The organism is Pyxidicoccus sp. MSG2 (assembly GCF_026626705.1).
GTDB lineage: Bacteria > Myxococcota > Myxococcia > Myxococcales > Myxococcaceae > Myxococcus.
Genome location: NZ_JAPNKC010000001.1, coordinates 1,236,156 through 1,258,449 on the forward strand (window position 1 = coordinate 1,236,156; position 22,294 = coordinate 1,258,449).

23 protein-coding genes are annotated in these 22,294 nt (G+C 70.6%); 4 read left to right on the forward strand and 19 right to left on the reverse strand.

Going from position 1 to position 22,294, the window contains the following annotated elements; translation table 11 throughout:
• Positions 1-34: 34 nt before the first annotated feature.
• The 7 genes from OV427_RS05085 to OV427_RS05115 all read right to left on the reverse strand — a co-directional run bounded on the left by OV427_RS05085 (position 35) and on the right by OV427_RS05115 (position 3,223).
• Entirely contained in the window at positions 35-331 is a 297-nt protein-coding gene (locus OV427_RS05085; RefSeq protein ID WP_267854982.1) for a YtxH domain-containing protein, read from the reverse strand.
• A gap of 51 nt (positions 332-382) precedes the next feature.
• Positions 383-823: a hypothetical protein gene (locus tag OV427_RS05090; RefSeq protein ID WP_267854983.1), complete on the reverse strand. Its 441-nt coding sequence runs from the start codon at positions 821-823 to the stop codon at positions 383-385.
• A gap of 29 nt (positions 824-852) precedes the next feature.
• Complete coding sequence (locus OV427_RS05095; protein WP_267854984.1) at positions 853-1,053, reverse strand: hypothetical protein; 201 nt, start codon at positions 1,051-1,053, stop codon at positions 853-855.
• Positions 1,054-1,106: 53 nt separating this feature from the next.
• Positions 1,107-1,328, reverse strand: a complete 222-nt coding sequence (locus OV427_RS05100) for a DUF3618 domain-containing protein (RefSeq protein WP_267854985.1) — start codon at positions 1,326-1,328, stop codon at positions 1,107-1,109.
• On the reverse strand, positions 1,318-1,779 hold the full coding sequence (locus OV427_RS05105; protein ID WP_267854986.1) for a phage holin family protein: 462 nt from the start codon (positions 1,777-1,779) through the stop codon (positions 1,318-1,320). The genes OV427_RS05100 and OV427_RS05105 overlap by 11 nt, the downstream gene beginning before the upstream one ends.
• A gap of 142 nt (positions 1,780-1,921) precedes the next feature.
• Positions 1,922-2,686 carry an endonuclease/exonuclease/phosphatase family protein gene (locus OV427_RS05110; RefSeq protein ID WP_267854987.1) on the reverse strand — a complete coding sequence of 255 codons (765 nt, stop codon included), beginning with the start codon at positions 2,684-2,686 and terminating at the stop codon, positions 1,922-1,924.
• Between the two features lie 9 nt (positions 2,687-2,695).
• Positions 2,696-3,223 carry a hypothetical protein gene (locus OV427_RS05115; protein WP_267854988.1) on the reverse strand — a complete coding sequence of 176 codons (528 nt, stop codon included), beginning with the start codon at positions 3,221-3,223 and terminating at the stop codon, positions 2,696-2,698.
• Between the two features lie 302 nt (positions 3,224-3,525).
• Here OV427_RS05115 and OV427_RS05120 point away from each other — a divergent pair, with 302 nt between their 5' ends.
• Positions 3,526-4,533, forward strand: coding sequence for a M23 family metallopeptidase (locus OV427_RS05120; protein WP_267854989.1), 1,008 nt, complete (start codon positions 3,526-3,528; stop codon positions 4,531-4,533).
• 12 nt (positions 4,534-4,545) lie between these two features.
• Here the strand turns inward: OV427_RS05120 and OV427_RS05125 are convergent, their stop codons facing one another.
• From OV427_RS05125 to OV427_RS05180, 12 genes are all read right to left on the reverse strand, one after another.
• Entirely contained in the window at positions 4,546-5,343 is a 798-nt protein-coding gene (locus tag OV427_RS05125; RefSeq protein ID WP_267854990.1) for an enoyl-CoA hydratase/isomerase family protein, read from the reverse strand.
• Positions 5,277-5,993: a TetR/AcrR family transcriptional regulator gene (locus OV427_RS05130; protein ID WP_267854991.1), complete on the reverse strand. Its 717-nt coding sequence runs from the start codon at positions 5,991-5,993 to the stop codon at positions 5,277-5,279. The genes OV427_RS05125 and OV427_RS05130 overlap by 67 nt, the downstream gene beginning before the upstream one ends.
• A gap of 120 nt (positions 5,994-6,113) precedes the next feature.
• Positions 6,114-7,658 (reverse strand): hypothetical protein, encoded by a 1,545-nt coding sequence (locus OV427_RS05135; protein WP_267854992.1) that lies wholly within the window; start codon positions 7,656-7,658, stop codon positions 6,114-6,116.
• A gap of 159 nt (positions 7,659-7,817) precedes the next feature.
• The gene (locus OV427_RS05140) at positions 7,818-8,168 is read right to left on the reverse strand and encodes a helix-turn-helix domain-containing protein (protein WP_163996972.1); all 351 of its coding nucleotides are present in this window, start codon (positions 8,166-8,168) and stop codon (positions 7,818-7,820) included.
• A gap of 60 nt (positions 8,169-8,228) precedes the next feature.
• Positions 8,229-10,934, reverse strand: coding sequence for an LPS-assembly protein LptD (locus tag OV427_RS05145; RefSeq protein WP_267854993.1), 2,706 nt, complete (start codon positions 10,932-10,934; stop codon positions 8,229-8,231).
• 45 nt (positions 10,935-10,979) lie between these two features.
• Positions 10,980-12,452: an AMIN domain-containing protein gene (locus OV427_RS05150; RefSeq protein ID WP_267854994.1), complete on the reverse strand. Its 1,473-nt coding sequence runs from the start codon at positions 12,450-12,452 to the stop codon at positions 10,980-10,982.
• A 100-nt stretch (positions 12,453-12,552) separates the two neighbouring features.
• Positions 12,553-13,827 (reverse strand): alpha/beta hydrolase, encoded by a 1,275-nt coding sequence (locus tag OV427_RS05155; RefSeq protein ID WP_267854995.1) that lies wholly within the window; start codon positions 13,825-13,827, stop codon positions 12,553-12,555.
• A 39-nt stretch (positions 13,828-13,866) separates the two neighbouring features.
• The gene (locus tag OV427_RS05160; protein ID WP_267854996.1) at positions 13,867-15,144 is read right to left on the reverse strand and encodes a bifunctional folylpolyglutamate synthase/dihydrofolate synthase; all 1,278 of its coding nucleotides are present in this window, start codon (positions 15,142-15,144) and stop codon (positions 13,867-13,869) included.
• Positions 15,145-15,168: 24 nt separating this feature from the next.
• On the reverse strand, positions 15,169-16,026 hold the full coding sequence (gene accD, locus OV427_RS05165) for an acetyl-CoA carboxylase, carboxyltransferase subunit beta (protein WP_267854997.1): 858 nt from the start codon (positions 16,024-16,026) through the stop codon (positions 15,169-15,171).
• Positions 16,027-16,094: 68 nt separating this feature from the next.
• Positions 16,095-16,850 carry an MBL fold metallo-hydrolase gene (locus OV427_RS05170; protein ID WP_267854998.1) on the reverse strand — a complete coding sequence of 252 codons (756 nt, stop codon included), beginning with the start codon at positions 16,848-16,850 and terminating at the stop codon, positions 16,095-16,097.
• Position 16,851: 1 nt separating this feature from the next.
• A complete protein-coding gene (locus tag OV427_RS05175) occupies positions 16,852-17,502 on the reverse strand; it encodes a Crp/Fnr family transcriptional regulator (RefSeq protein WP_267863363.1) in 651 nt (216 codons plus the stop codon).
• A 79-nt stretch (positions 17,503-17,581) separates the two neighbouring features.
• Positions 17,582-19,948 carry a CHASE2 domain-containing protein gene (locus OV427_RS05180; RefSeq protein ID WP_267854999.1) on the reverse strand — a complete coding sequence of 789 codons (2,367 nt, stop codon included), beginning with the start codon at positions 19,946-19,948 and terminating at the stop codon, positions 17,582-17,584.
• An 84-nt stretch (positions 19,949-20,032) separates the two neighbouring features.
• Here OV427_RS05180 and purM point away from each other — a divergent pair, with 84 nt between their 5' ends.
• The 3 genes from purM to OV427_RS05195 are packed head-to-tail and all read left to right on the forward strand — an operon-like array spanning position 20,033 to position 22,223.
• A complete protein-coding gene (gene purM, locus OV427_RS05185) occupies positions 20,033-21,070 on the forward strand; it encodes a phosphoribosylformylglycinamidine cyclo-ligase (protein ID WP_267855000.1) in 1,038 nt (345 codons plus the stop codon).
• The gene (gene purN / locus OV427_RS05190; RefSeq protein ID WP_267855001.1) at positions 21,067-21,732 is read left to right on the forward strand and encodes a phosphoribosylglycinamide formyltransferase; all 666 of its coding nucleotides are present in this window, start codon (positions 21,067-21,069) and stop codon (positions 21,730-21,732) included. Before purM ends, purN begins: the two co-directional genes overlap by 4 nt.
• Positions 21,729-22,223: a DUF523 domain-containing protein gene (locus tag OV427_RS05195; RefSeq protein WP_267855002.1), complete on the forward strand. Its 495-nt coding sequence runs from the start codon at positions 21,729-21,731 to the stop codon at positions 22,221-22,223. Before purN ends, OV427_RS05195 begins: the two co-directional genes overlap by 4 nt.
• The last annotated feature ends 71 nt before the right edge of the window (positions 22,224-22,294 follow it).

Genomic DNA, 22,294 nt, shown 5'->3' on the forward strand with positions numbered 1-22,294 from the left:
GGCGGTTCGCCGGGACTCGGCTGTCCGCCAGGACTCAGGTGCTGCGCGTCGACGGCGACGTGCCCTGCTGCTGAATCGTCTCGCTGACGCGGCCCACGGTGTTGTTCAGGTACTCCTGGCCGCTCGCCAGCCGCTGCTTCAGGTCATCCCGGAGCTGGTTGCCCGGCTTCGGCGCCAGCAGCAGTCCCAGGCCCGCGCCCACCAGGATGCCCGCCGCGAAGGCGCCCAGCACCGGCAGGAGCGTATCCGCCGTGTCGCGGCGGGTCTCCAGGCCGATGAGGTTCAGCAGGTCGTCCTTGTCCATCTTCTTGAGGGTGTTGAGGTTCACCATTCTGTACTCCAGGGGTGGGTACTGCGACGGCAATTGGGAAAGCGCCCGAGCCTAGTAGCTGGGAGGGCGCGGAGTGCCAGCGTTCGTGGCGTTCGTCGAGGTGGCGCTCTCCGAGCGCCTCCCGCCGGCCATGTCACGGCCTGCCTGGTAGCCGCTGAAGGCCTGCTCGGCCATGCCCAGCAGCTCGTCCTTGACGAGCGGCAGCGCGGCCAGCCGCACGCCCAGGCGGACGATGCGCGCGGTCAGCGGCGTGAAGAGGCCACCGCCCAGCAGGTAACCCACGCCCACCGCGGCGGCAATCATCCCGTACGGGTTGCGCTCCACGCGGCCCCGCAGGTCCAGCGTCTGGCCCAGGTCCGTCACCGCGCCGCGAGCGTCCGTCCAGAGCTGCTGCGCCTCCGAGCCAATCTGGTCCACCCGCTGTCCGAAGCCCGCGTTGTCGTCCTGCGACTGGGGCGTGCCGTTGCCCGTTGCACCTGGATAGGTCGTCATGAATGCCCTCTCGTGTCCTTCGGAAATGCTTAGCGGCGCGAGGCGATGCGGCCAACGAGGAAGCCCACGGCCACCGCGCCCAGCAGGCACGTGCCCGGGTTGGCCCGGATGAACGTCACGACGCGGTTGTTCAGGTCCACCAGGTTCTGCCGGGCCTCGTCAATCTGCGGCACCACGCGGTCCTGGAGCTGCCGGGCCTTGTCGGCCACCTGCTGCGGATTCATCTCCATCGAAGTCATCTCCTCTTTTTTCAGGGGGTGAAACTCGGGAAGTGTCGCGCGCGCTACCGGCGCGAGCCCAGCCAGAAGCCGACGACGAAGGCCGCGCCGATGCACGCGTGCGGATGACGGCGCACCCACTGACGCCAGTCGGCGGCCACGGCCACCTCCTCGCGCAGGGCGCTCACGGACGTGGCCAGCTCGGCGCGCGTGCGCTCGATTTCCGCGCGAAGCGAGGCGGCGCTCTGGGGGCTGGCGGACTTGGGCAGTCCATTGCTAGCGGCCATTCTGCGGCTCCTTGAAGAATTCGCTGTTGGCGCCCCGGAGCGTATTCACGGAGGCGGCCGGTGCGGAGTGGGTCAGCGCGGCCATGCTGCGCGACAGCTCGCTCGTGCTGTCGTCCATCACCCGGCGCGCCTGCAGCCGCTTCACCGCCCAGAGCGCACCACCGGCGCCGCCCGCGAGGTTGATGAGCCCCACCCCACCAAGCGCCCCGGCCCAGCCGAGCCACGTCGACAACAGCGCCGCGATGGCCCCGCACACGAAGGCATAGCCCACGAGGATGAAGGGCACGAAGGCGGCAATCATCGCCACGTCCAGGCCGGTGGCCTTCACATCCTCCGCGAGCTCCAGCCGTGCCAGCTGCAGGTGCTGTGTCACCAGGCGGCTGAAACCGTCCGCCATGCGCCCGACGAGCGCGGAGATTCCGCGCTCGGTCTGTTCACTCCCCACGTGCATTTGCTTCTCCGGCCGGCGCCCACGTCCTCACGGGTGGGGGCCAACCTAGGCACCCCACCTCCGCGCGACAACCATGTCACGGCGGATCTGTCCGGCGTTCGCAAGCGTCGGCCACTGAACGCGCCCACCGGCATCCGCAAGGCTAGCCGATGAGCTGCACCGGCGGAGAGAGGGGGGTCTCCACGGCGATGGGCGCCTCGAACCGGAACACCAGCGGCAGATGGTCCGACGCCACCCGGCTCATCTCGGTGCGGTGGGGGTGGACGTCCACCGGGCGCACCCCCGCGTCCACGTAGATGCGGTCCAACCGCAGCATGGGCATCCGGGTGGGATACGTGCGCGCCGCCGCCCCCAGCTCCAGGGCCACGTCGCGGATGGCCTGGCGCACGAGCGACGGCACCGGCCCGTTGCCCAGGTAGTTGAAGTCCCCGCACACCACGAGCGGATCCTTGCGCGCGGCCTCGCGGAGGATGTCCGCGGACAACAGCAGCGCCTCCTGCCGGCGCCGCTCCCCCAGCCTCAAGCCCAGGTGCAGGCTGAAGACGTGGAGCTGGCTGCCGTCGCCCAGGTCCAGGTCGCACCGCAGCGCCCCGCGCGGCTCGCGGCGTCCCACGCTCAGGTCATAGTTCTTCGACTTGAGGATGGGCAGCCGCGAGAGAATCGCGTTGCCGTAGCGCCGGCCGTTGCGGACCACGTTGGGGCCGAACGCCATGTGCATGCCGAGCAGGTCCGCCAGGTGCTCGGGCTGGTCCTCCCGCGGCGTGACGTTGCGGAAGTCCCCCACTTCCTGGAGCGCGATGATGTCCGCGTCCACCTCGCGGAGCACCGTGCCCACGCGGCCCAGGTCGAACCGGCCGTCCGTCCCGATGCCGCTGTGGATGTTGTACGAAACGAGGGTCAGCTCCACGCGCGCGGCTCACCCGTTGACGAGGTGGAAGCGACGCGCCGCGAGCCGAGCCACCTCCATGGGGAGCGACACCAGCCGCGTCACCGCCCTGGCCGCGTCGCCCAGCCCGCCCTGGATGGCCTGCAGCTGGCGCTGCGCCTCGTCCATCAAGTCGCCCAGCCGTCCGCGCGGAGGCAGCTCCTTCGTGGGCGGCAGCGCGCCGATGGGCGCCGTGCCCCCGATGACGGGCGTCTGGGCCCGCAGGGAGGGCGCGCGCGTCTTCCCCTTGCGCGCGGTGAACCGAGGGCCGTGGGAGAACTTGGCGTCGGGCTCGGGGCGGGCCAGCTCCTCCAGCTCCGCCTCCATCTGGTGCGCCTGGTAGAGCGCCTCCGTCTGCGCGTGGCTCTTCCCGTAGTGCACGCCCTCATGGCTGCCCATCTGCTCCGGATGGGCGCCGGCCTTCTTCAAGCTCGCCTTGTCCTCACGGCGCAGGCTGCGCTTCTGCGCGGGCAGCGTCTTCGGGACCTGGAAGTGGTCGTAGCTATAGGAACGGGGCATCCGAGAATCTCCAAGAATCGAGTCCGTCCAGAAGCTAGGGAGCGCGCTGGTCCCCGGGTACGCCTTGACGGCACATGCCCCGCCCGCTCGCTCCCCCTCCGGCCCTCCAGGCGGCGCGTCTTGCGCGCCCCTTCGTCCAAGTGCCGACAATGTCAGGCAGACACCGGTCCGTCGCCGGGCAGCCAGCGGAGCGCGTGACGACAGGCGGCACGGCGAGCGCTTCCGGGGGGAGGAGCAGGCGTGCGGCGACTTCTCTCGTCACCGCGGGAAGAGGACGCGCTCGCGTGGTGTAAGAACGGCCCATGCCTCCGCTCCCCGCTGGCCGGAAGTATTCCGCTTCGCCCTACCTGCTGCTCGCCCTGCTCGCCCTCGGTGCGAAGGCCCGGGCCGCCGCGCCGGCCCCGGCGCCCGCGCCCTCGGTCCCCGCTCCCGCTCCCGTGCCCGAGTCGCAGCCGCTCGCCGAGGGCCGCCCCCTGCTGTCGCTGCTGCCCGGCGCGGCCAAGCCCGGCGACCCGGTGATGGTGATGGTGCGGGGCATGGCGGAGCTGCCCTCGGGCACGCTGGCCGGCCGCCCCCTGCGCTTCTTTCCCTGGGGCCAAGGCTTCCTGGCCGTGACGGGCCTGTCGGTGGAGATGGCCCCGGGCACGGCGGCCGTGAAGGTGCTGGGCCCGGCCGCTCCGGGCGCCGCGCCGCTGGAGTTGACGGGCACGCTGGACGTGGTGGAGCCGGGCTACCCCGCGCGCGAGCTGAAGGTGTCCGGCAAGTACGTGGAGCCGCCCGCGAGCGTGAAGGCCCGCATGGCCGCGGACCGGCGCGCCTTCGCGAAGGCCTTCGCCCAGCCCTTCGCCGCGCCCAGCTTCGAGCAGAACTTCGCCTGGCCGCGGCAGGACCGCATCACCGCGCCCTTCGGCGACCGCCGCACCTTCAACGGCAAGCTGTCCAGCCAGCACTTCGGCGTGGACATCGACGGGGACCCGGGCATGCCCATCCTCGCCGCCAATGACGGCGTCGTGGTGATGAGCCGCGACAACTACTCCTCCGGGAAGACGGTCATCGTCCACCACGGCGCGGGCCTCTACACCTCGTACTTCCACATGTCCCGCATCGGCGTGAAGAACGGCACCCGCGTGAAGCAGGGCCAGACGCTGGGCCAGGTGGGCAGCACCGGCCGCGTCACCGGCCCGCACCTCCACTGGGGCGTGAAGGTGGATGACCTCTGGGTGGACGGCGAGCAACTGCTGCGCCTGGACTTCTTCCCGCCCGCGACGCCCGGCATGGCCTCCGGGTCCACCCAGCTCGGCACGCCGTAGCGCGCGCTTCGCTCAGCGGTCGTTCCACTTCGGCGGGCGCTTCTCCAGGAACGCGGAGATGCCCTCGCCCGCGTCGTCCGCGAGCACGTTGAGCGACAGCTGCGAGGCCAGGAACTCCAGCGCCGCGGGCAGCGGCAGGTCCTCGGCGGTGAAGAAGGCGCGGCGCCCCAGCGCCAGCACCGCCTGGCTCTTGCCGGCCAGCTTCCCCGCCAGCGCCCCCACGGAGGCGTCCAGCTCCGCGGCGGGCACCACCCGGTTGACCAGTCCCAGCGCCAGCGCCTCGCGCGCCGGCAGCCTGTCACCCGTGAGCACCAGCTCCAGCGCGCGCTTGCGGCCCACGTGCCGCTGCAGGAGCGCCATCATCATCATCGGGAACAGGCCCACGTCGATTTCGGGCGTGCCGAAGTCCGCGCCCTCCACGGCGACGGCCAAATCACACGCGAGCACCAGCCCCAGGCCGCCCGCCAGCGCGTGGCCGTTGACGCGCGCCACCGTGGGCTTGCGCGCCTCCTGGAAGCGCGAGAGGAGCCGCCCGTAGGAGCGCCGTCCCTCGTGCGTGGACAGGAAGCCCTCGTCCCCGGCCATCTGCCCCAGGTCTCCACCCGCGCAGAACACCTTCTCGCCCGCGCCGGTGAGCACCACCACGCGCACCGCGGGGTCGGCGTCGGCGCGCTCGAGGCCCGAGATGAGCCCCCGCACCACGGAGGGCGACAGTGCGTTGCGGGCCTTCGGCCGGTCGATGGTCAGGTGCGCTTGGGCGCCCTGGACTTCGTAGCGGACTTCTCCGGCGGACTCTCCGACGACTTCCATGTGGGCACCTCTTCGCCGTGGGCGCCCGTGAGGACGCCGTGGAGGAACGAGTCGGCAATCTGCGCCTTGGCCCGCTCCAGCGCGGCGCCGTCGCGCGAGTCGGTCAGCCCCACCACGAAGGCGGTGAGCCCCATCTCGATGTTGCCGAAAAGGAGCGCGGAGGCCAGCTGCGGGTCCATGTCCGCGCGCAGCTCGCCGGACGCCTGCGCCTGGGCGAACAGCCCGGAGCTCAGGCGGATGGCGTCCACGAAGGCCGTCTGCCGGTTGACGCGGGAGCCCGCCGGACTGCGGGCAATCTCCAGGATGAGGACCTTCACCGCGCGCGGGTCCACGCGGTAGGCCTCGAAGGCCACGTCGACAATGCCGCGGACCTTCTCCGCGAGCGTGCCTTCCGTCTCCACCACCGCGCGCACGCGCGTGACGAAGCCGCTCCAGCCGGTGTCGAACACCGTCTCCAGCAGCTCGTCCTTGTTCTTGAAGTAGTGGTAGACGAGCCCGTACGCGACGCCCGCCTCCTTGGCGACGTCAGCAATCCGGCACCCGTGGTAGCCCTTGCGGGCGAACACGTCGATGGCCGCGCGCAGGATGGTGCGGCGCCGCTCGCTCTCTCGCGAGCCGTTGTCCGCCGCCGTCTTGCTCTGCTGACCCACGACGTCCTCCCCCGGGGGTGTTGATTCGCCAATCGGCCGGGGGGCCGACCCTACGGAGGGAGGGGCCCCGGGGTCAATGCCTTGTTGCGGCGTGCCCCGGGCCCCTTTCACACCCCGCGTCTACTTCACGCGGCCTTTGATGAGCGGACCGACGATGCCCACCTTGTGACCCTCGAGCTGGGCAGCCGTGTAGTAGCAGGTCGGCGACACCTCCCAGGGCACGGGCGGGACGCTCTCCGGCGGCGCGGGGCCGTCGGCGGGCTGCTCGTGGACGTCGTCCACCGAGTAGCTCTCGAACTTGAAGGAGGGGTACGTCAGCGCGATGCCGGTGATGGTGGGCGCCACGGTGACGGGGCCGGACGCACCGCCGACGCAGCCGTCGTCCTCCGCGTTCTGGGCGATGCGGTTGTACCAGGGGTCCGACACGAGGAACTGGACCGTCTGGGAGCCGAAGTGCTCGATGACGAAGGTCGCCGGGTCCGCCTCGGGCAGCGGGCGGATCTGCCGGAAGACCTGCGGCGCGTCCAGCCCGTGCGGCCAGCCCGTCCAGAGGATGCGCTCCTGCACCCAGATGAGCGTGGAGGCGTCGAACTGGTTGTTCTTGCCATTCCACTTGCCGTCGCCGTTGGTGTCCACGTAGCGCTCGTGCGGGTCCCACGTGCCATTGTCGTTGTTGTCGACGAAGGGCTCCGTCAGGTCCACGAAGGGCTCGCCCGTGTCCCACTGGCCGTTGTTGTTGTTGTCGTCGTACGCCTCCTCGCCGCTGGTGATGGCGATGATGGAGACGAGGTTGTCGCGCGGGTTGTTGACGATGCCCGGCCGGATGGGGTCATTGCGGCGCGGCTCGGGGCGCACCTCGTAGGGACGGGGCGTCGTGCCGTAGGCCGCCAGCGGGTTCTCCTCCCAGAGGAAGGGGTGCATCCACAGCGGGGCGAGGTACTCACCGGTGTGGGTGGCGTCCTTCACCGGCTCCCAGGTGAAGCTCTCCGGGGACACGTCCTCCGGCAGGGGGAGCGAGGACTTGTAGAGGGCCTCGGCGTTGCCCACCACGTCCGTGGAGGACACCGCGCTGGGACCGATGGTGCCCGCCTCCGTGAGGAAGGACACCTGCGCCCCGGTGATGCCGTCACCATTGCGGTCACCCACGTGGGCGATGCAGCGCAGCTTGACGCCGGCAATGAGGTGGCGCGTCTCGTCCCACGCGCCGATGGCGTGGTGCAGGCCGGAGCCGGCACCGGAGAACGAGCCGCACTGGAAGGTCAGCTGACGGGAGCTGGAGTTGGCGCCCGCGAAGCTCACCACCGGGCTCACCGCCGTCTTCGTCTCCTCGCCACCGGTGGCCGTGGCCACCACGACGACGGAGGCTACGCGGCCACCCCGGGCCACCACCTGCACGGAGACGATGCCGTCCCCGCTGTTGGTGGTGCCCTCCTCGGGCGACAGCTCCACGCCAGGCACGTCCGACTGCAGCGTGAAGGAGACCTTCGTGCCAGCCTGGGGCTGACCACGAGAATCCACCGCTCGGAAGCGCAGCGTGGTGATTTCTCCCAGTCGCGGCTGGGCCGGTGACTGGTCCACGAACTCAAGTGTGGCGGGGGCCGGCGGCGAGCACGCCACGAACACCACGCTCGCGAAGGCCACCCATGGGGCCAGACCCGGACGCATCAGCGGAAACTCCTTGAAGATGATGAAGGAAGCACGCTGTACGAAGGCGTCGCACAGCGAATCCCCTGCATCTTCCCGGGCGACCTGCCGTCCAGTCAAGGACAGGACAGGAAGACCGGAGTCCCATTGCGAGCCGGGCCTGGCCTTGGTGGGGGGATGTCAGGCGGCGGAACCGCTGAACATCACCCGCGCGACCCCGAGCAGGCGGTCCACATCCCGGGCCGTGAGGCCGCGGGCACGTGCGAAGTCAGACAGGGGACGCAGCAGGTCCTCCGTCTGAGCAAGGGTCTGTTCCGTTCCAGTAAAGAGCTCACCGAGGCTCACGCCCAACGCGTTGGCCAGGGCGGCCAGCGTCTCCACGTGGGGGACACGCTCACCGCGCTCGATCATGGAAAGGAAGGAGACGCTGATCTGGGCCCGCTCCGCGAGCTCTTCCTGCGTCCACCGCTCCGGTCGCTGCGTGCGAAGCTCGCGGATGCGTTGTCCAATTCGTTTTCCGAGGTCCGACACGAAATTACATCTCCTGGCTGATTCGAGGTTGGTGGAACCACCACGCACGGCGGGTGATTCCTAGCCGCCGGAACCGAAGGACCCGAACCCTGCGACGCTGAGGTTGATGCCGCCGAATTCCGGCGTCGAATCCCGGCGTAGGACCATCACCCCTTCAATCCGCCAGCAGTCACACGCCGGCCCGTACGAGAGGCCGAGAGTCTGCTGGTAGAGGGGTTTTGACTCTTTTGAGGTTGGATCTTCGTACAACGGCTGCACATAGGCTTCGTACCGCACTCCCAGCCCAAATCCGAGCTTCAAACGCGTACCCGCGATGAGGGTCTGAGCCCGTTCGGCCGGAGGGAGACCGGGCGCTTCGAACGATGCGCTGCCTACCAGGGTGTCCAGGCGCCGCCGTACGGCATCCGGCCCGACGGCGAGCGGATCAGCGCCCGCGTTGATGGCCGCCCCCGAGGAGGTGAGGTAGTCGTCGAACCGGGCGTACAGGCCGGAGCCCTTCCCGTTGTCGATGTTGAAGTCCGCGCTGAGCTGGGTGATGCGGCCCGTGTTCGGGTCCATGCGGATCTGCCCGCCCGCCGTGAGGACGCCCGCCCCGGCGCTCAGGCGCGCGAAGGTGTCCCGCAGCAGGGGGCCCTTCTCGTCGGGGTTTGCGGGGTTGGAGCCCTGACGGGTCAGGTCGAACCCCTGGCCGATGCGCAGGCGCACGGGCTCCTGCGTGTTCGTGCCCCGCTTGAAGCGCAGCGTCTGGTCCACGGCGAGCACGGCGTGCAGGAAGCCGCGCGTCCGGCCGTCCGGATGCAGGGGCACCGCGGCGTCCACCTCGTCGTAGAGCTGCGGCGGGCCGTCCTCGGAGCCGCCCACCGTGGGCACCCGCCCCCACCCACCGGGGACGTAGCGCACCTCCAGCGAGGGGGAGATGGCGTGCCGGTACTTCGCGTCCGCCCTGCCCGACCAGGTGGTGGCGACCTGCGAGTCCACCAGCAGTCCGGCAATGGGGTAGCCGCGCTGGAAGGTCCTCCCGGAGACCTCCCCCTTCCAGAGGTCCTGCCGGAGCCCGAGCGAGGGCGTCACGCGCGCGTAGGAGCCCAGGCCGAAGGAGGTGGACAGCCGGGGGGAGAAGTCCACGCGGTCTCTCGCCTCGCGGTCCGCCGCGTTGAAGAGGCCGTCGGACTGCTGCGGGTCCTCGGGCCGGGTCCCCGCCTCGGGCGAGGTCCAGGTGGGCGTGTACCTCGCGTCCGGCTGGAAGATGCCGTCGAGGCCTTCATCCCCCAGGCGGCTGAGGAACGGGGCCAGGCGCGAGTACTCCATCCGCAGTCCGCCCGTGAGCCGGCCCAGCAGCGGGCGCTCGGGCAGGGCGAAGGTGATGCCGGGAAGGCGCTGGAAGGTGTTGGGGCCCTTCAGCACCGTGCCCGGAGGGGCCTCGAGTGCGAGCGTGGTCGTGGTGGCGTTGTCCGGGATGCGGTCGGTCTGGAAGAACCGGTAGCCCCAGCGGATGTCCTGCCGCAGCGACACGTCCATGCCGGCGTAGAGCTCGTCCTCGCGCTTGTAGAGGGCGGCGGTGCTGCGCAGGTACTGGAACTCACGAGCGATGATGTCCGCGGTGAGGTCGCGCGTGTAGAAACCATCCGAGACGAACGACGCGTCGACCCGGTCGTACCAGCCGCTGCCCAGCTCCTGGGTGTGCTGCCAGGACGCCTCGCCGCGCAGGCCGCGCGGCTCGGTGTAGAGGAGCGGGGTCCGCTGTCCATCCACCAGCTGCCGGTAGAACCACGCGTCGCGAGGATCTCTGACGGGCCGGCTGTCGTAGAGCACGCCCAGCGTGACGCGGCCCCGGGAGTGCTCGCTGGGCACGTAGCGGAACTCGGTGAGCAGGCGCGGGCCCTCCACGCCGAAGGGGCGCGGCTCCTTGAGGAGCACGTTGCCGCCCTGCGTCCCGTCCGCGTTCTGCAGGCTCGGGTCGTAGATGGCATGGTCCTCCTGCCCGCCGCCGGTGAAGTAGCCCGGGGTGAGGGTCGTGTCGTAGCTGCGGCCCAGGGTGAAGAAGACGGGCTGCTCCAGGGCGAAGCCGTTGAGGCTGGAGGTGCTGGGCTTGGGGATGAGCAGGCCCGAGCGCCGCTCCGCCAGCGGCAGGTAGAGCCAGGGCAGCGCGAAGACGGGCACGGAGCGCACATAGACGACGGGCCAGCTCAGCGTGGCGCGCTCGCCGAGGACGACGTTGGCGGCGCTGGCCTCCACGCGCCAGCTGGGCTCGCCGGGCCCGCACTCGCACGGGGTGAAGGCCAGGTCGTCCACGACGAAGGAGTTGGGCCCGGTACGGCGGATGCGCGTCCCGCTGATGATGACGGGCGTCTCCCCCATGGCGCGCAGCTCCTGCGGCGTCTTCGCCGAGAGCATGGCCTCCAGGGTGACGCCCCGCTTCTGCATGAAGAGGCCGCCCTGGAGGTTGGCCTCGAAGGAGCGGATGTCCACGCGCACGGAGTCGGCGACGGCGGCCATGCCGCCGGGGCCCACGAACATGACGTTGCCGGAGGCGGTGGCCACCTGGCCGGCCTCGTCGTACGTCACCTCGTCGGCGCGCAGCAGCATGTCCCCGGTGCGCAGCTCACAGTGGCCGCGCGCGGTGAGGACCTGCTTGTCGGCCTCGTAGGTGACGAAGTCCGCCGCCAGCTCCACCGTCTCACCGGTGGGCAGCTGCACCTGCGTGGCGAGCGGAATCTGCGCCGACGACACGAGCAGCGCGGCAGCGAGCGGGACGAGGATGCTCATTCAGGGGCAGGGTATGCCGCGCCCGGGCCGCGCGGCGTGCCCTTTTCAGCGCCCCGTGCGCTGGAAGTCCAACGAAATGACATTGCCCTCCTGGCGGGCCTGGAAGGGCACCTGCCCCCGGAGGTTGATGGTGACGCGCACCGCGCGGCCGGACGAGTCCGCCTCCACCCGAGTCACGGGGGAGTTGAAGAAGGACGTGTCCAGCGGGCGGGTGTTGTTGCTCAGGTCGATGCGGGTGTTCTCCAGCTCCACCACCACCGAGCGGCCATCCTCGCTCGCCGTGTAGCGCACCGGCTCGTTGGTGCGGATGAACACGCGGGACACGCCGGACTGCTGCTGGAAGCCGACCAGCGTCATCGTCTTGCGGCGCGAGGACACCTCCACCGAGGCGTCGGAGCCACTGGAGACCTCGCGGGGGGTCCGCGCGCGCGGCTCCGCCATGGCGAGCTTCTCCTGCTTCGTGCTCTCGCGGGAGGCACGGGCCTGCTCCTGGCGCTGGCGGCGCTCCTCGGCGGCGGCCTCCTGCTGGGCGCGGCGCTCGTCCGCGGCGGCCTGGGCCGCGGCCTGACGCTCCTCGGCGGCGGCCTGCGCCTGACGCTTCTTCTCGTCGGCGGCGGCCTGGGCGGCGGCGCGGCGCTCCTCGTCCGTGCTCTTCGCGGCGGCCCGGGCCTCCTCCTGCTGGCGCTTCTTCTCGTCGGCGGCGGCCTGGGCGGTGGCGCGGGCTTCCTCTTCCTGGCGCTTCTTCTCGTCGGCGGCGGCCTGGGCGGTGGCGCGGGCCTGCTCCTCCTGACGCTTCTTCGCGGCGTCGGCGTCCGCCTGGGCGGAGGCGCGGGCCTCCTCCTCCTGGCGCTGGGACGCGGCGCGGGCCTCTTCCTGGCGCTTCTTCTCCGCGTCGGCGTCCGCCTGGGCGCGGGCGGCGGCCTCGGCGGCGGCCTTCTCCTGGGCCTGGCGATCGGCGACAGCCGCGGCGGCGGCCTGGGCAGCGGCCTTCTCCTGGGCCTGACGCTCGGCCTCGGCGGCCGCGGCGGCCTGGGCGGCGGTGCCGTCCGTGGCGGGCTGCGCGGCGGGCTCGGCGGCGGCGGTCGGCTGGGCGGCCGGGGTCTCCGCGGGCGCCTGCGCGACGGCCTGGCCGCCCCCGCCCGCCACCTTCACGACGAGCTGGTTGCCGTTGGCCTGGATGTCCGTCTCCACCTCGCGCTCGTAGCCGATGAGCACGCGGGCGATGGCGGACGCGTCCGAGCCGTAGCTGGCCGTGCGGATGCCCGTCACGGTGCCATTGCCCACCTGGACCTCTTCCGGGACGCCGGAGAAGACGGCCTCGGAGATGTCGATGACGAGCCGCGGCGGGTCCGTCATGGTGAAGGTGGTGAAGTTGGGCTTCTTCGTGCCGGTGATGGACACGGTGCCGCCATTCACCTGCACGGCGGTGATGGTGTTCACGTCCGCCGCCGGAGCTTGCGCGAGCGCCATCACTGGCACGAGCACGACACCGAGCAGCCACACCGCAGAGGCCTTCATCGCCTACTCCCGTTCACGTTGACAGAGCCCGGGGATGCTAGCACGCGTCCCCTTCCCTCCAACTTTCCGTCCGGACGGTGCGTCGGCCCCACGAAGCCCGCTACTTCCGCAGGCGCGGGAGGCTGGGCGCGCGACTGCGATGCGTCCGGGCGTACTCGATGAGGTTCTTGATGTCGTAGCAGATCTGCCGGATGTCGTGGCCCATCGTCAGCTCGATGTGGCTGTTTCCCTTCACCGGCCGCCAGAGGAGGTACTCGCTCTTCGCCGCGCGGTACACGCTCCGGGTGGACTCCAGCGAGGCGAGCGGGTCCAGGTCCCCGAAGATGATGGCCATGGGCACTTCGATGCGGCCGAAGCCGCGCTTGAAGTCGAAGCCCGTCCGATAGCAGACCATTTCGCCGCGGCGAATCCACCGTGCGAACTGCTCCAGCACCTTGCGCGGCTCGCGCTCGCCACCCTCGCGGAGCAGCCAGCGGATGTCCTCCGCGCTCACCCGCTCCGGGTTGATGAGCCGGTTCAGCCGGGTGGTCAGTTGCTGGTAGAGGGGCGAGTCCTCCGCCTTGCCGAGCTGCCGCTCCAGGAACTTGAGGACGAGGTCCACCGGCATCGCGTTGAAGCGAAGCGTCCGCCGCTCCTGGGGCTGCAGCTTGCGGCCCAACCCCGCGTGCAGGGCCCCCACCCCTCGCGCCAGCAGCCTGCGGCCGGCGCCTTCCACCTTGCCGCTCACGTTCAGCCCGGCGAGCGTCAGGTCAATCATGCCGCCCAGGAGCGGCGTGCCGTGCGCCAGCAGGCGCAGCAGCATGAAGCCCCGGCCCAGGTCCGCCGGGGAGCCGATGGTCATCAGCCCTTCGAAGTCGTTGTGGATGCCGGCGTAGCCGTAGCCCAGCATGCCGCCCATCGAGTGGCCGCAGTAGAAGATGCGCTCGCGGCGGGTGATGCGCTTCACCCCGGAGACGGCCGCCGGCAGGTCGTAGAGGAAGTAGCTGTCGATGTCCCAGCCGTAGTCCAGGTCCGGAGGCAGGGGGCGCTTGAAGCGCTCGGCGCGCTCCCGCTGGAAGGCGATGGAGCTCTTGCCGTGGCCGCGCAGTTCCAGGATGTGGATGTCCACCCCGAAGAAGAGCAGGTTCTTCACGAACTGGCCGCTCGTCCACGTGTGCCGGTTCTGCGAGAAGCCGTGCACCAGCAGCAGCGGCTCACCGAACAGCGGCTGCGGGAAGGGCTGCTTCACCGGACGGTAGCGGGTGATGACCAGCGACCAGCCGTCCGCCGTCTCCACGACGTACTTCGTCTTCGAGTAAAGCGCCCGGAAGTCGACTTCGTCGATGGTGGGGAAGTGCGGCCCTGGGGTCGCGGCTCTCCAGTCCGGCAGGCGCATGCCTTGAATCTACGGCCGCTGATGCATTGCGCCAAGGTTTCAGACCAGGCGGGCCTTCACCATGCCCACCAGGAACAGTGAGCCTGTGCAGAGCACGACGTCCCCCTGCCCTGCCTTCCGTCGCGCGGCGGCCAGCGCCGAGTCCAGGTCAGACCAGGCGGCCACGTCCGCGCAGAGCGCGCGAGCCTCGTCCACGTAGGCCGCGGGCGCGAGCGAGCGAGGCGTGTCGAGCGGCGTGAGTTGCACCGAGGCGCACTTCGGGAACAGCGCCCGCATCATCGGTCCCCGGTCCTTGTCCCCCACCACGCCGAACACGAGGTGGATGCGGCGGTCCGGATACAGCGCGCGCAGCGAGGCGAGGAGCACCTCCACCCCCGCCGGGTTGTGGGCGCCGTCGAGCAGGACGGGCGGCTGCCCGGCCACCTCCTCCAGGCGCCCCGGCCAGCGCGCCGAGGCCAGCCCCGCCCGCGCCGCCTCCAGGGGAACGGCCACGCCATGCGCGTGGAGGGCTTCCAGGCAGGCGAGCGCCACCGCGGCGTTCTGCCGCTGGTGGGGGCCGCGCAGGGATACCGCCAGCCCCTCCAGCGACCAGGAGGGCCCCCGGTAGGACAGGGTTCCATCCGGGTGCGGCTCGCCCACGAAGTCCCGCCCCTCCACCCACAGGGGGACGCCGAGCGCCCCGGCCTTCCGGGCAATCGCCTCCAGGGCCTCCGGCTCCTGCCGGGACACGACGCAGGGGATGCCGGGCTTGAGGATGCCGGCCTTCTCCCCGGCGATGGCCCCGAGCGTGTGGCCCAGGTACTCCATGTGGTCGAAGGACACGGGCGTAATCGCCGTCACCACGGGGCTGGCGGCGGTGGTGGCATCCAGCCGGCCGCCGAGGCCCGTCTCCAGCACGGCCACGTCCACGCCCACCCGGGCGAAGTGCCAGAGGGCCACCACGGTGCCGAACTCGAAGTACGTCATCGGCTCGGTGACGGCGGACGGGTAGCGCTCCAGCACCTCGAGGATGGCGCGGCCGAAGTCCTCGTCGGAGATGTCCTCTCCGTCCACGCGGATGCGCTCGTTGATGCGCACCAGGTGGGGCGACGTGTAGAGCCCCACATGGTGCCCGGCGGCCTGGAGCGCGGCGGCGGTGAAGGCGCAGGTGCTGCCCTTGCCGTTGGTGCCCGCCACGTGCAGCGCCGGGTAGCGCTGCTCCGGGTGGCCCAGCGCCTCCAGGGCCTCGCGCACGCGCTCCAGCCCCAGCTTGATGCCGGAGGGGTTGAGCCTCGTGAAGAAGGCCAGCGCCTCCTGTGGCGTCCGCGGGGCGCTCATGCCGGTGGAAGCCCTCCAGCGCGCTCAGCCCAGCAGGCCGAGAATCGTCCCCAGCTTCGTGCGCAGGTCCTTGCGGTGGACGATGCTGTCGATCATCCCGTGCTCCAGCAGGAACTCCGAGCGCTGGAAGCCCTCGGGCAGCTTCTGGCGGATGGTCTGCTCAATCACGCGCGGGCCGGCGAAGCCGATGAGGGCCTTGGGCTCGGCGAGCATGACGTCGCCCAGCCACGAGAAGGACGCGGCGACGCCGCCGGTGGTGGGGTTGAGCAGCACGGAGACGTAGGGCCGCGTGCCGGTGCGGAAGCGCGCAATGGCCGCGGACGTCTTCGCCATCTGCATGAGGGAGAAGATGCCCTCCTGCATGCGCGCGCCGCCGGACGCGGAGAAGATGATGGCGGAGCACTTCAGCTCGTGCGCCCGCTCGAAGACGCGCGCCACCTTCTCGCCCACCACCGAGCCCATGGAGCCGCCCATGAACTCGAAGACGAAGCAGCCCACGGAGACCTGGTGGCCTTCGATGCGGCCCATGCCGGAGACGAAGGCATCCGGCTCACCCAGGCTCTTGCGCGTGGACTTGATGCGGTCCTTGTACTTCTTCGAGTCGCTGAACCCGAGCGGGTCCTGCGGCTCCAGCTCCTTGTCGAACTCCTCGAAGCTGTCCGGATCCAGCAGCGCGGCCAGACGGGCGCGGGCCGGCCAGTAGTGGTGGTGCTCGCAGTGCGGGCACACCATCCAGTTCTTCTCCAGGTCCTGCCGATAGAGGATTTCGTCGCAGGTCTCGCACTTCGCCCACAGCCCTTCCATGCGGGACGGGCGGGACTCGGTTGGCTGCTCGGCTTCGGAGGGGGTGGAGATGCGGGGCTTCTTGGAGAACCAGGCCATGACGAGGCGGGGTTAATCCCGCCTGCCCCCAGCCGTCAACCGTTCCGTGTAGCGCGGCGCGTTGCGAGCTACAGCTCGAAGGTGTCACCGAGCTCGAGCACGTCCACCGGCAGCGGCGCCAGCTCCTTCTTGAGCTGCGCCACGAAGGCCGGCTTGAGGTGGTAGAGCATCACCGAGGCCCCGTTGCGGCGGAACTTCTTCAGCTCCAGCTCCAGCGTGTGGGGCGTCAGGTGGCCGGAGATGTCCGCGAGCGACTGGAGCTTGTTGGGGAACGAGGTCTCCAGCAGCAACGCCTTGAGGTTCTCCGTCTCGTTGAGCGCCTTCCAGAGCTTGTCGGTGGGCCCGGTGTCGCCGCTCATGGCGAGGGTGGTCTTCCCGTTGGAGATGATGAAGCCGCAGGACTCCACCGGGTGGCTCACCGGCACGCTGCGCACTTTGTAGGGGCCCACCTGGAAGGTGCTGCCCGCGCGGAAGGGCTTGATCTGGAGGACGGGGTTGGCGCGCGTGGGGATGCGCGTGAAGTCCGGCCACAGCGCGTTGTTGAACATGTTGTCGCGCAGCGCCTTGGTGCACTCGCGCGACGCGTGGATGGTGACCGGCTTTTCCCTGCGGCCGATGACCAGGTCCGCCATCAGCGGCAGGTCCTTCACGTGGTCGAAGTGGCTATGGCCCACGAGGATGTGGTCCACGCGGCACAGCTCCTCGAGCGTGAGCGAGCCCGTCAGCGCACCCGCGTCGAGCGCGAGCACGTCATCGACGAGGAAGCACGTGCTCTTGCACGTGGGAAGCTCGCCGCCGTGGCACCCGAGGACTCGCAGCTTCACGCTAGAGGTCTCCGAACTTCCACTTCATCTCCAGGTATTGGAGATAGTCGTGGAGTCTGGCCGTGTCATACACGGTCAGTCTGTCAGGGCCGCGCTCGATGAGCCCGGCCCGCTCCAGCTTGTCCAACATGCTTCGCACCGCGGGCTCCCCCACGCCGAGCTGCCGGGGCATCTCGCGCACCATGAAGTCGATCTCCACGCCCTCGTCCGTGGGGCGGCCGCGCGTCAGGGCGGCCTGGAGGATCTGGTGCACGACGCGGCTGGCGGGGTCGTGGTGGAGCAGGTTCTCGATCTGCGCGTCGGCCTCGGAGAGGCGCTCGGCCAGCTTCTTGATCATCCGGACGGCGATTTCGGCGTTGCCGCGGATCATCCCCTCGAACGTCTTGGGGTCGATGACCAGCAGGCGCGCGTCGTCCTGGACCATGGCGGACGCGTTGCGGGGCTTGTTGGAGATGATGGCCATCTCCCCGAAGAACTCGCCGGGGCCGAGCACCGCGAGGACCTTCTCCACGTCGCGCACGCGCTTGGAGATGGACACCCTGCCCGCCTGGATGACGTACATTTCCTTCCCGGTCTCTCCCTCGCGGAAGAGCTCGGTACCTTTGGGGAATTCCTTCCCGAAGCGTTGAAAGAGTGTTTCCTCGGCGCCCATCCTGCGAGGAGTCAATCAGCCCCCACCCCCCCGGTCAAATATCCTTGCTGTGAGCCGCGTGTGGGACAGCGCGTACGACCTATTTGGTCGTGGCGGTGAAGACGCCGTCCCAGTCCGGTCCCGGGGGCAGCATGCGGTAGGCGGCGGCGGCCTCCGCGTAGCGCAGCGAGGGAACATCTTCCGGCCAGAGCTCGAGCGTGCGGCGGAAGAGGACCTGCGCGGTCTCCCAGTCGCGCGCGATGAAGCGGTCCACCCCTTCTTCGAAGAGCCGGATGGCCTCCGCGTCCGTGCCGGTAGCGCGGCCCATGGCGCGCAATTCGTAGATGGCGCCGGGCTCCTGTTTGCCCTTCACGCGCACGGCGCCGAGGCGGCGGGCGATGACGTGCTCCTTCACCTGGAGGTACGTGCCCTCGGAGACGAGGACGCGGGTGCCGTACTCCTTGTTGAGCCCCTCCAGTCGCGAGGCGAGATTCACCGCGTCGCCCATGACGGTGTAGTTGAAGCGCGACTCGGTGCCCATGTGGCCCACGTTCATCGGGCCGGTGTTGATGCCCACGCCGATGTCGACCTCGGGCAGGCCCTCGGCGCGCCAGCGGACCTTGAGCGCCTGGAGTTTGTCGAGGAAGCCCAGCGCCGCGCGGCAGGCGCGCAGCGCGTGGTCCGGCTGGTCCACCGGCGCGCCCCAGAAGCACATGATGGCGTCACCGATGTACTTGTCGAGCGTGCCCCCGTGCGCGAACACCACGCCCGTCATCGGCGTGAGGTACTGGTTGATGAAGGTGACCAGCCCCTCGGGGGACATGCGCTCGGACAGCGAGGTGAAGCCTCGGATGTCGGAGAAGAGGACGGTGAGCTCCTTGCGCTCACCGCCCAGCTTGAGGCGCTCGGGGTGCTCCAGCACCTGCTCCATGACGCTGGCGTCCAGGTAGTGCTGGAAGGTGTGGCGCAGGCGCCCCTTCTCCTGGTCCACGGTGCGGTAGCCCAGGAAGAGCACGCCGAACGCGGACGTGAAGAGCGACAGCATGGGCACCACGGTGGCCACCTGGATGCCCCGGACGAAGAGGACCTGGTCCACGGTGAGCCACGCGGCGGCCAATAGCGCCACCGTGCCCAGCTTCCACGTGTAGCGCACGCGAGGCAGCAGCCGGGCCAGCAGCACCGCCGTGCCCACCATGAAGAGCAGCTCCAGGCTGATGAGCCCCTCGGGCCTCGTGAGGTAGTCCTCGGAGAGGATGTTGGAGAGGAACGCGGCGTGGGCGTAGACGCCGGGCTCGAACTCCTTGAAGGGCGTGACGCGCTGGTCGTAGTTGCCCAGCAGGGTGATGCCCACCAGCACCGCCCTGCCCTCCACGCGCGCCTTCAGGTCCTCGGACTTGAACTTCTCCTTCAGCACGTCCGCGATGCTCAGCCGGTCGAAGGCGCTGCCGGGGCCGGGGTAGTTGATGAGCGTGAAGGGCTCCGCCAGGGGAATGGGCACGAAGCGCTGCACGCCCCCGGCCGAGCGCAGGCGGGCCCCGGAGAGGTGGCCCGAGTCCGGGTCGAACACCGGCTCCACCTCCGCATTCAGCGCCGCCGCCGCGGTCTGCACGCTGAGGGACGGCAGGAAGCCACCGGGGCCCTCCAGCTTCGCGAAGACGGGCAGCCGGCGGAGGATGCCGTCCGGGTCCATGGCCGCGCTGAAGTGGCCGAGCCGCCGGCTGGCCCGGGCCAGCTCCGACAGCGGGAGCTGGGCGGAGTAGTTGCGCCAGCCGGGCACGTTGGCGGGCTTCACCTCGAAGAAGGCGCCGGGCGCGGTCCCGGGGAAGCGGCGCAGGAGGTGGGGCTCCAGCAGCGCGGCCCACTCGGCCTCGCGGGGGGCGAACTGCTTCTGCTCCTTGTCGGTGTAGACCATGACGCCCTGGACCACGCCGGGAGAGCCGGCGAGGACGGCGGCCAGGGACTCGTCGCGAGAGGACGCGGCCCGGGCGGACAGCTCGGCCCGGTAGCCCTCGAGCGCGGGGGCCAGCTGCGGCGACTCCGCCAGGGTGCGGTCGAGGGCGCCCAGGGCCTCTGCCCACACGCGGGTGTCCTCCTCGCGGGCCTCGTCGGTGAAGATGATGTCCAGGCCCACGGCGGCGGCGCCCGCCTGCTGGAGCCGGGCCACGGCGAGCGCCACGGTGTCCCGGGGCCACGGCCAACGCCCGTGGGCCTGGGCGCTCTTCTCGTCCACCTCCACCACGAGCACCCTGGAATTGGGGGCGCGTGTGCCCCGCAGGAGGAACTGGAGGTCGGTGGCCTTGCCCTCCAGCAAGTGGATGCCCCGGATGAGCAGCGGGGCGTCTTCTTCACTTCCCGCCACGAGCCCCACGACGGGCGTGCGTTCCACCCACACGTGGAGGGCGCAGGAGGCGGCGGCGAGCGCCAGGGCGAGCAGCTCGAAGCGGCGGCGCGAGAGGAAGGAGGTCATCCCGGAGGGCATCGTAGCCGCAAAGACGACACCCCCGCTTCGAGGCCCGAGACACCAGCGCTCCGGCCGGGTAGAAGGCCGCCCGTGGGAACGACCTACAAGCAGTCCGGAGTGGACATCGAGGCCGGCGACGCGTTCGTCGAGCGAATCAAACCCCATGCCGCGCGCACCATGCGCCCCGAGGTGTTGGCCGGGGTGGGTGGCTTCGGTGGCCTGTTCGCCCTGCCACCGGGCAAGTACAAGGAACCGGTGCTGGTGGCCGGCACGGACGGGGTGGGCACCAAGCTGAAGGTGGCCTTCGCCGCGGGGCGCCACGGCACGGTGGGCATCGACCTCGTCGCCATGTCGGTGAACGACATCCTCACCTGCGGCGCCGAGCCCCTGTTCTTCCTCGACTACTTCGCCACCGGCCGCCTGGAGGTGGACGCGGCCGCCGAGGTGGTGAAGGGCATCGCCCTGGGCTGCGAGCAGGCCGGGTGCGCGCTGCTGGGTGGCGAGACGGCGGAGATGCCGGGCTTCTACGCGCGGGGCGAGTACGACCTGGCGGGCTTCTGCGTGGGCGTGGTGGAGCGCTCGGCCATCATCGACGGCAAGAGCGTGAAGCCCGGTGACGCACTCATCGGCCTCACCTCCTCCGGCCTGCACAGCAACGGCTACTCGCTGGCGCGCAAGGTGCTGCTGGACGACGCGAAGCTGTCGCTGGACTCGACGCCCGAGGGACTCGACAGGCCGCTCGGCGACGCGCTGCTGGAGCCCACGCGCATCTACGTGAAGGACGCGCTGGCGCTGTGCCAGGCGGTGAAGGTGAAGGGCATGGCCCACATCACCGGCAGCGGCATTCCAGGCAACCTGCCCCGGTGCATGCCGGACGGCACGCGCGCGGTGCTGAGCGAGAAGGCGTGGACGAAGCCGCCCATCTTCGACCTCATCGCGAAGCGCGGAGGCGTGGCCCGGGACGAGATGTTCAACACGTTCAACATGGGCCTGGGCCTCATCGTCGTGGTGGCGAAGGAGGACGTGGCGCAGGCGCTGAGCGTGCTGAAGGCGCGCGGCGTGGAGGCCACCGAGGTGGGCCGCATTGAGGCCGGTGAGGGCGAGGCCACGGCGGTCATCGAGCCATGAGCGCCACGCGGGCGCGGCTGGGAATCCTCGTCAGCGGCAGCGGGAGCAACCTGCAGGCGTTGCTGGACGCATGCGCGCAGGACGGCTTCCCGGCCGAGGTCGCCTGCGTGGTGTCCAACGTGCCCACGGCCTTCGCGCTGGAGCGGGCGCGCAAGGCCGGCGTGCCCGCGGTGGTGGTGGACCACAAGGCGCACGCATCGAAGGCGGACTTCGAGAAGGCGCTGCTCGCGGCGCTGCGAGAGGCGGGCGTGGAGTGGGTGTGCCTGGCGGGGTTCATGCGCCTCTTGAGCGCGGACTTCCTGGGGCACTACGCGGGGCGGGTGCTGAACATCCACCCTTCCCTGCTCCCGTCCTTCCCCGGGCTGCATGCGCAGCGGCAGGCGCTGGAGCGCGGGGTGAAGGTCGCCGGCTGCACCGTGCACTTCGTGGACGCGGGCACGGACACGGGCCCCATCATCGCGCAGGCCGCGGTGCCGGTGCTTCCGGACGATGACGAGAAGAGCCTGAGCGCGCGCATCCTCACCGAGGAGCACCGGCTCTACCCGCTGGCCGTGCGGCTGGCGGTGACGGGCAAGGTGGCGCTGGACGGGGCGCGCACCCGCGTGGACGCCCAGGTCACGGTGGGTGAGTCGTCCCTGCGCAGCCCGGGAGCGTCACGGTGACAACGGAAGCGGTGTCGCGTGAGGAACGCGTCGCCGCGCTGCGCGAGGCCCGCGTGGTGCTGGTGAGCGCGTGCCTGATTGGCGAGGCGTGCCGCTTCGACGGCCGCTCCAAGCGCTCCGAGCGGGTGCTGGAGGCCCTGGAGGGCAAGGAAGTCGTCCCTGTGTGTCCGGAGGTGGGCGGAGGGATGCCGATACCACGTGCCCCCGTGGAATTGAGCGGCGGCACGGGCGTGGACGTCTGGGCGGGCCGGGCGCGGGCGCTGGAGCGCGAGGCCGGCGTGGACCGGACGGACGCCTTCCTGCGCGGCGCGCGGCTGGCGCTGGAGGCGGCACGGAAGTTCGGCGCGACGGTGGCCCTGCTGAAGGAGAAGAGCCCTTCGTGCGGAACCCAACGCGTGTACGAGGCCGGAGTGCTGCGGCCCGGTGAAGGCATCACCGCCGCGCTGCTGCGCGCTGAAGGAATGACCGTCCTCAGCGACGAGGACCTCTGATTCCCCACAACCCGCGCGGGCGGGTGTCGCGTTGACTCGCGGACGGCGACCCCGGCCTCGAGTCTATTGAT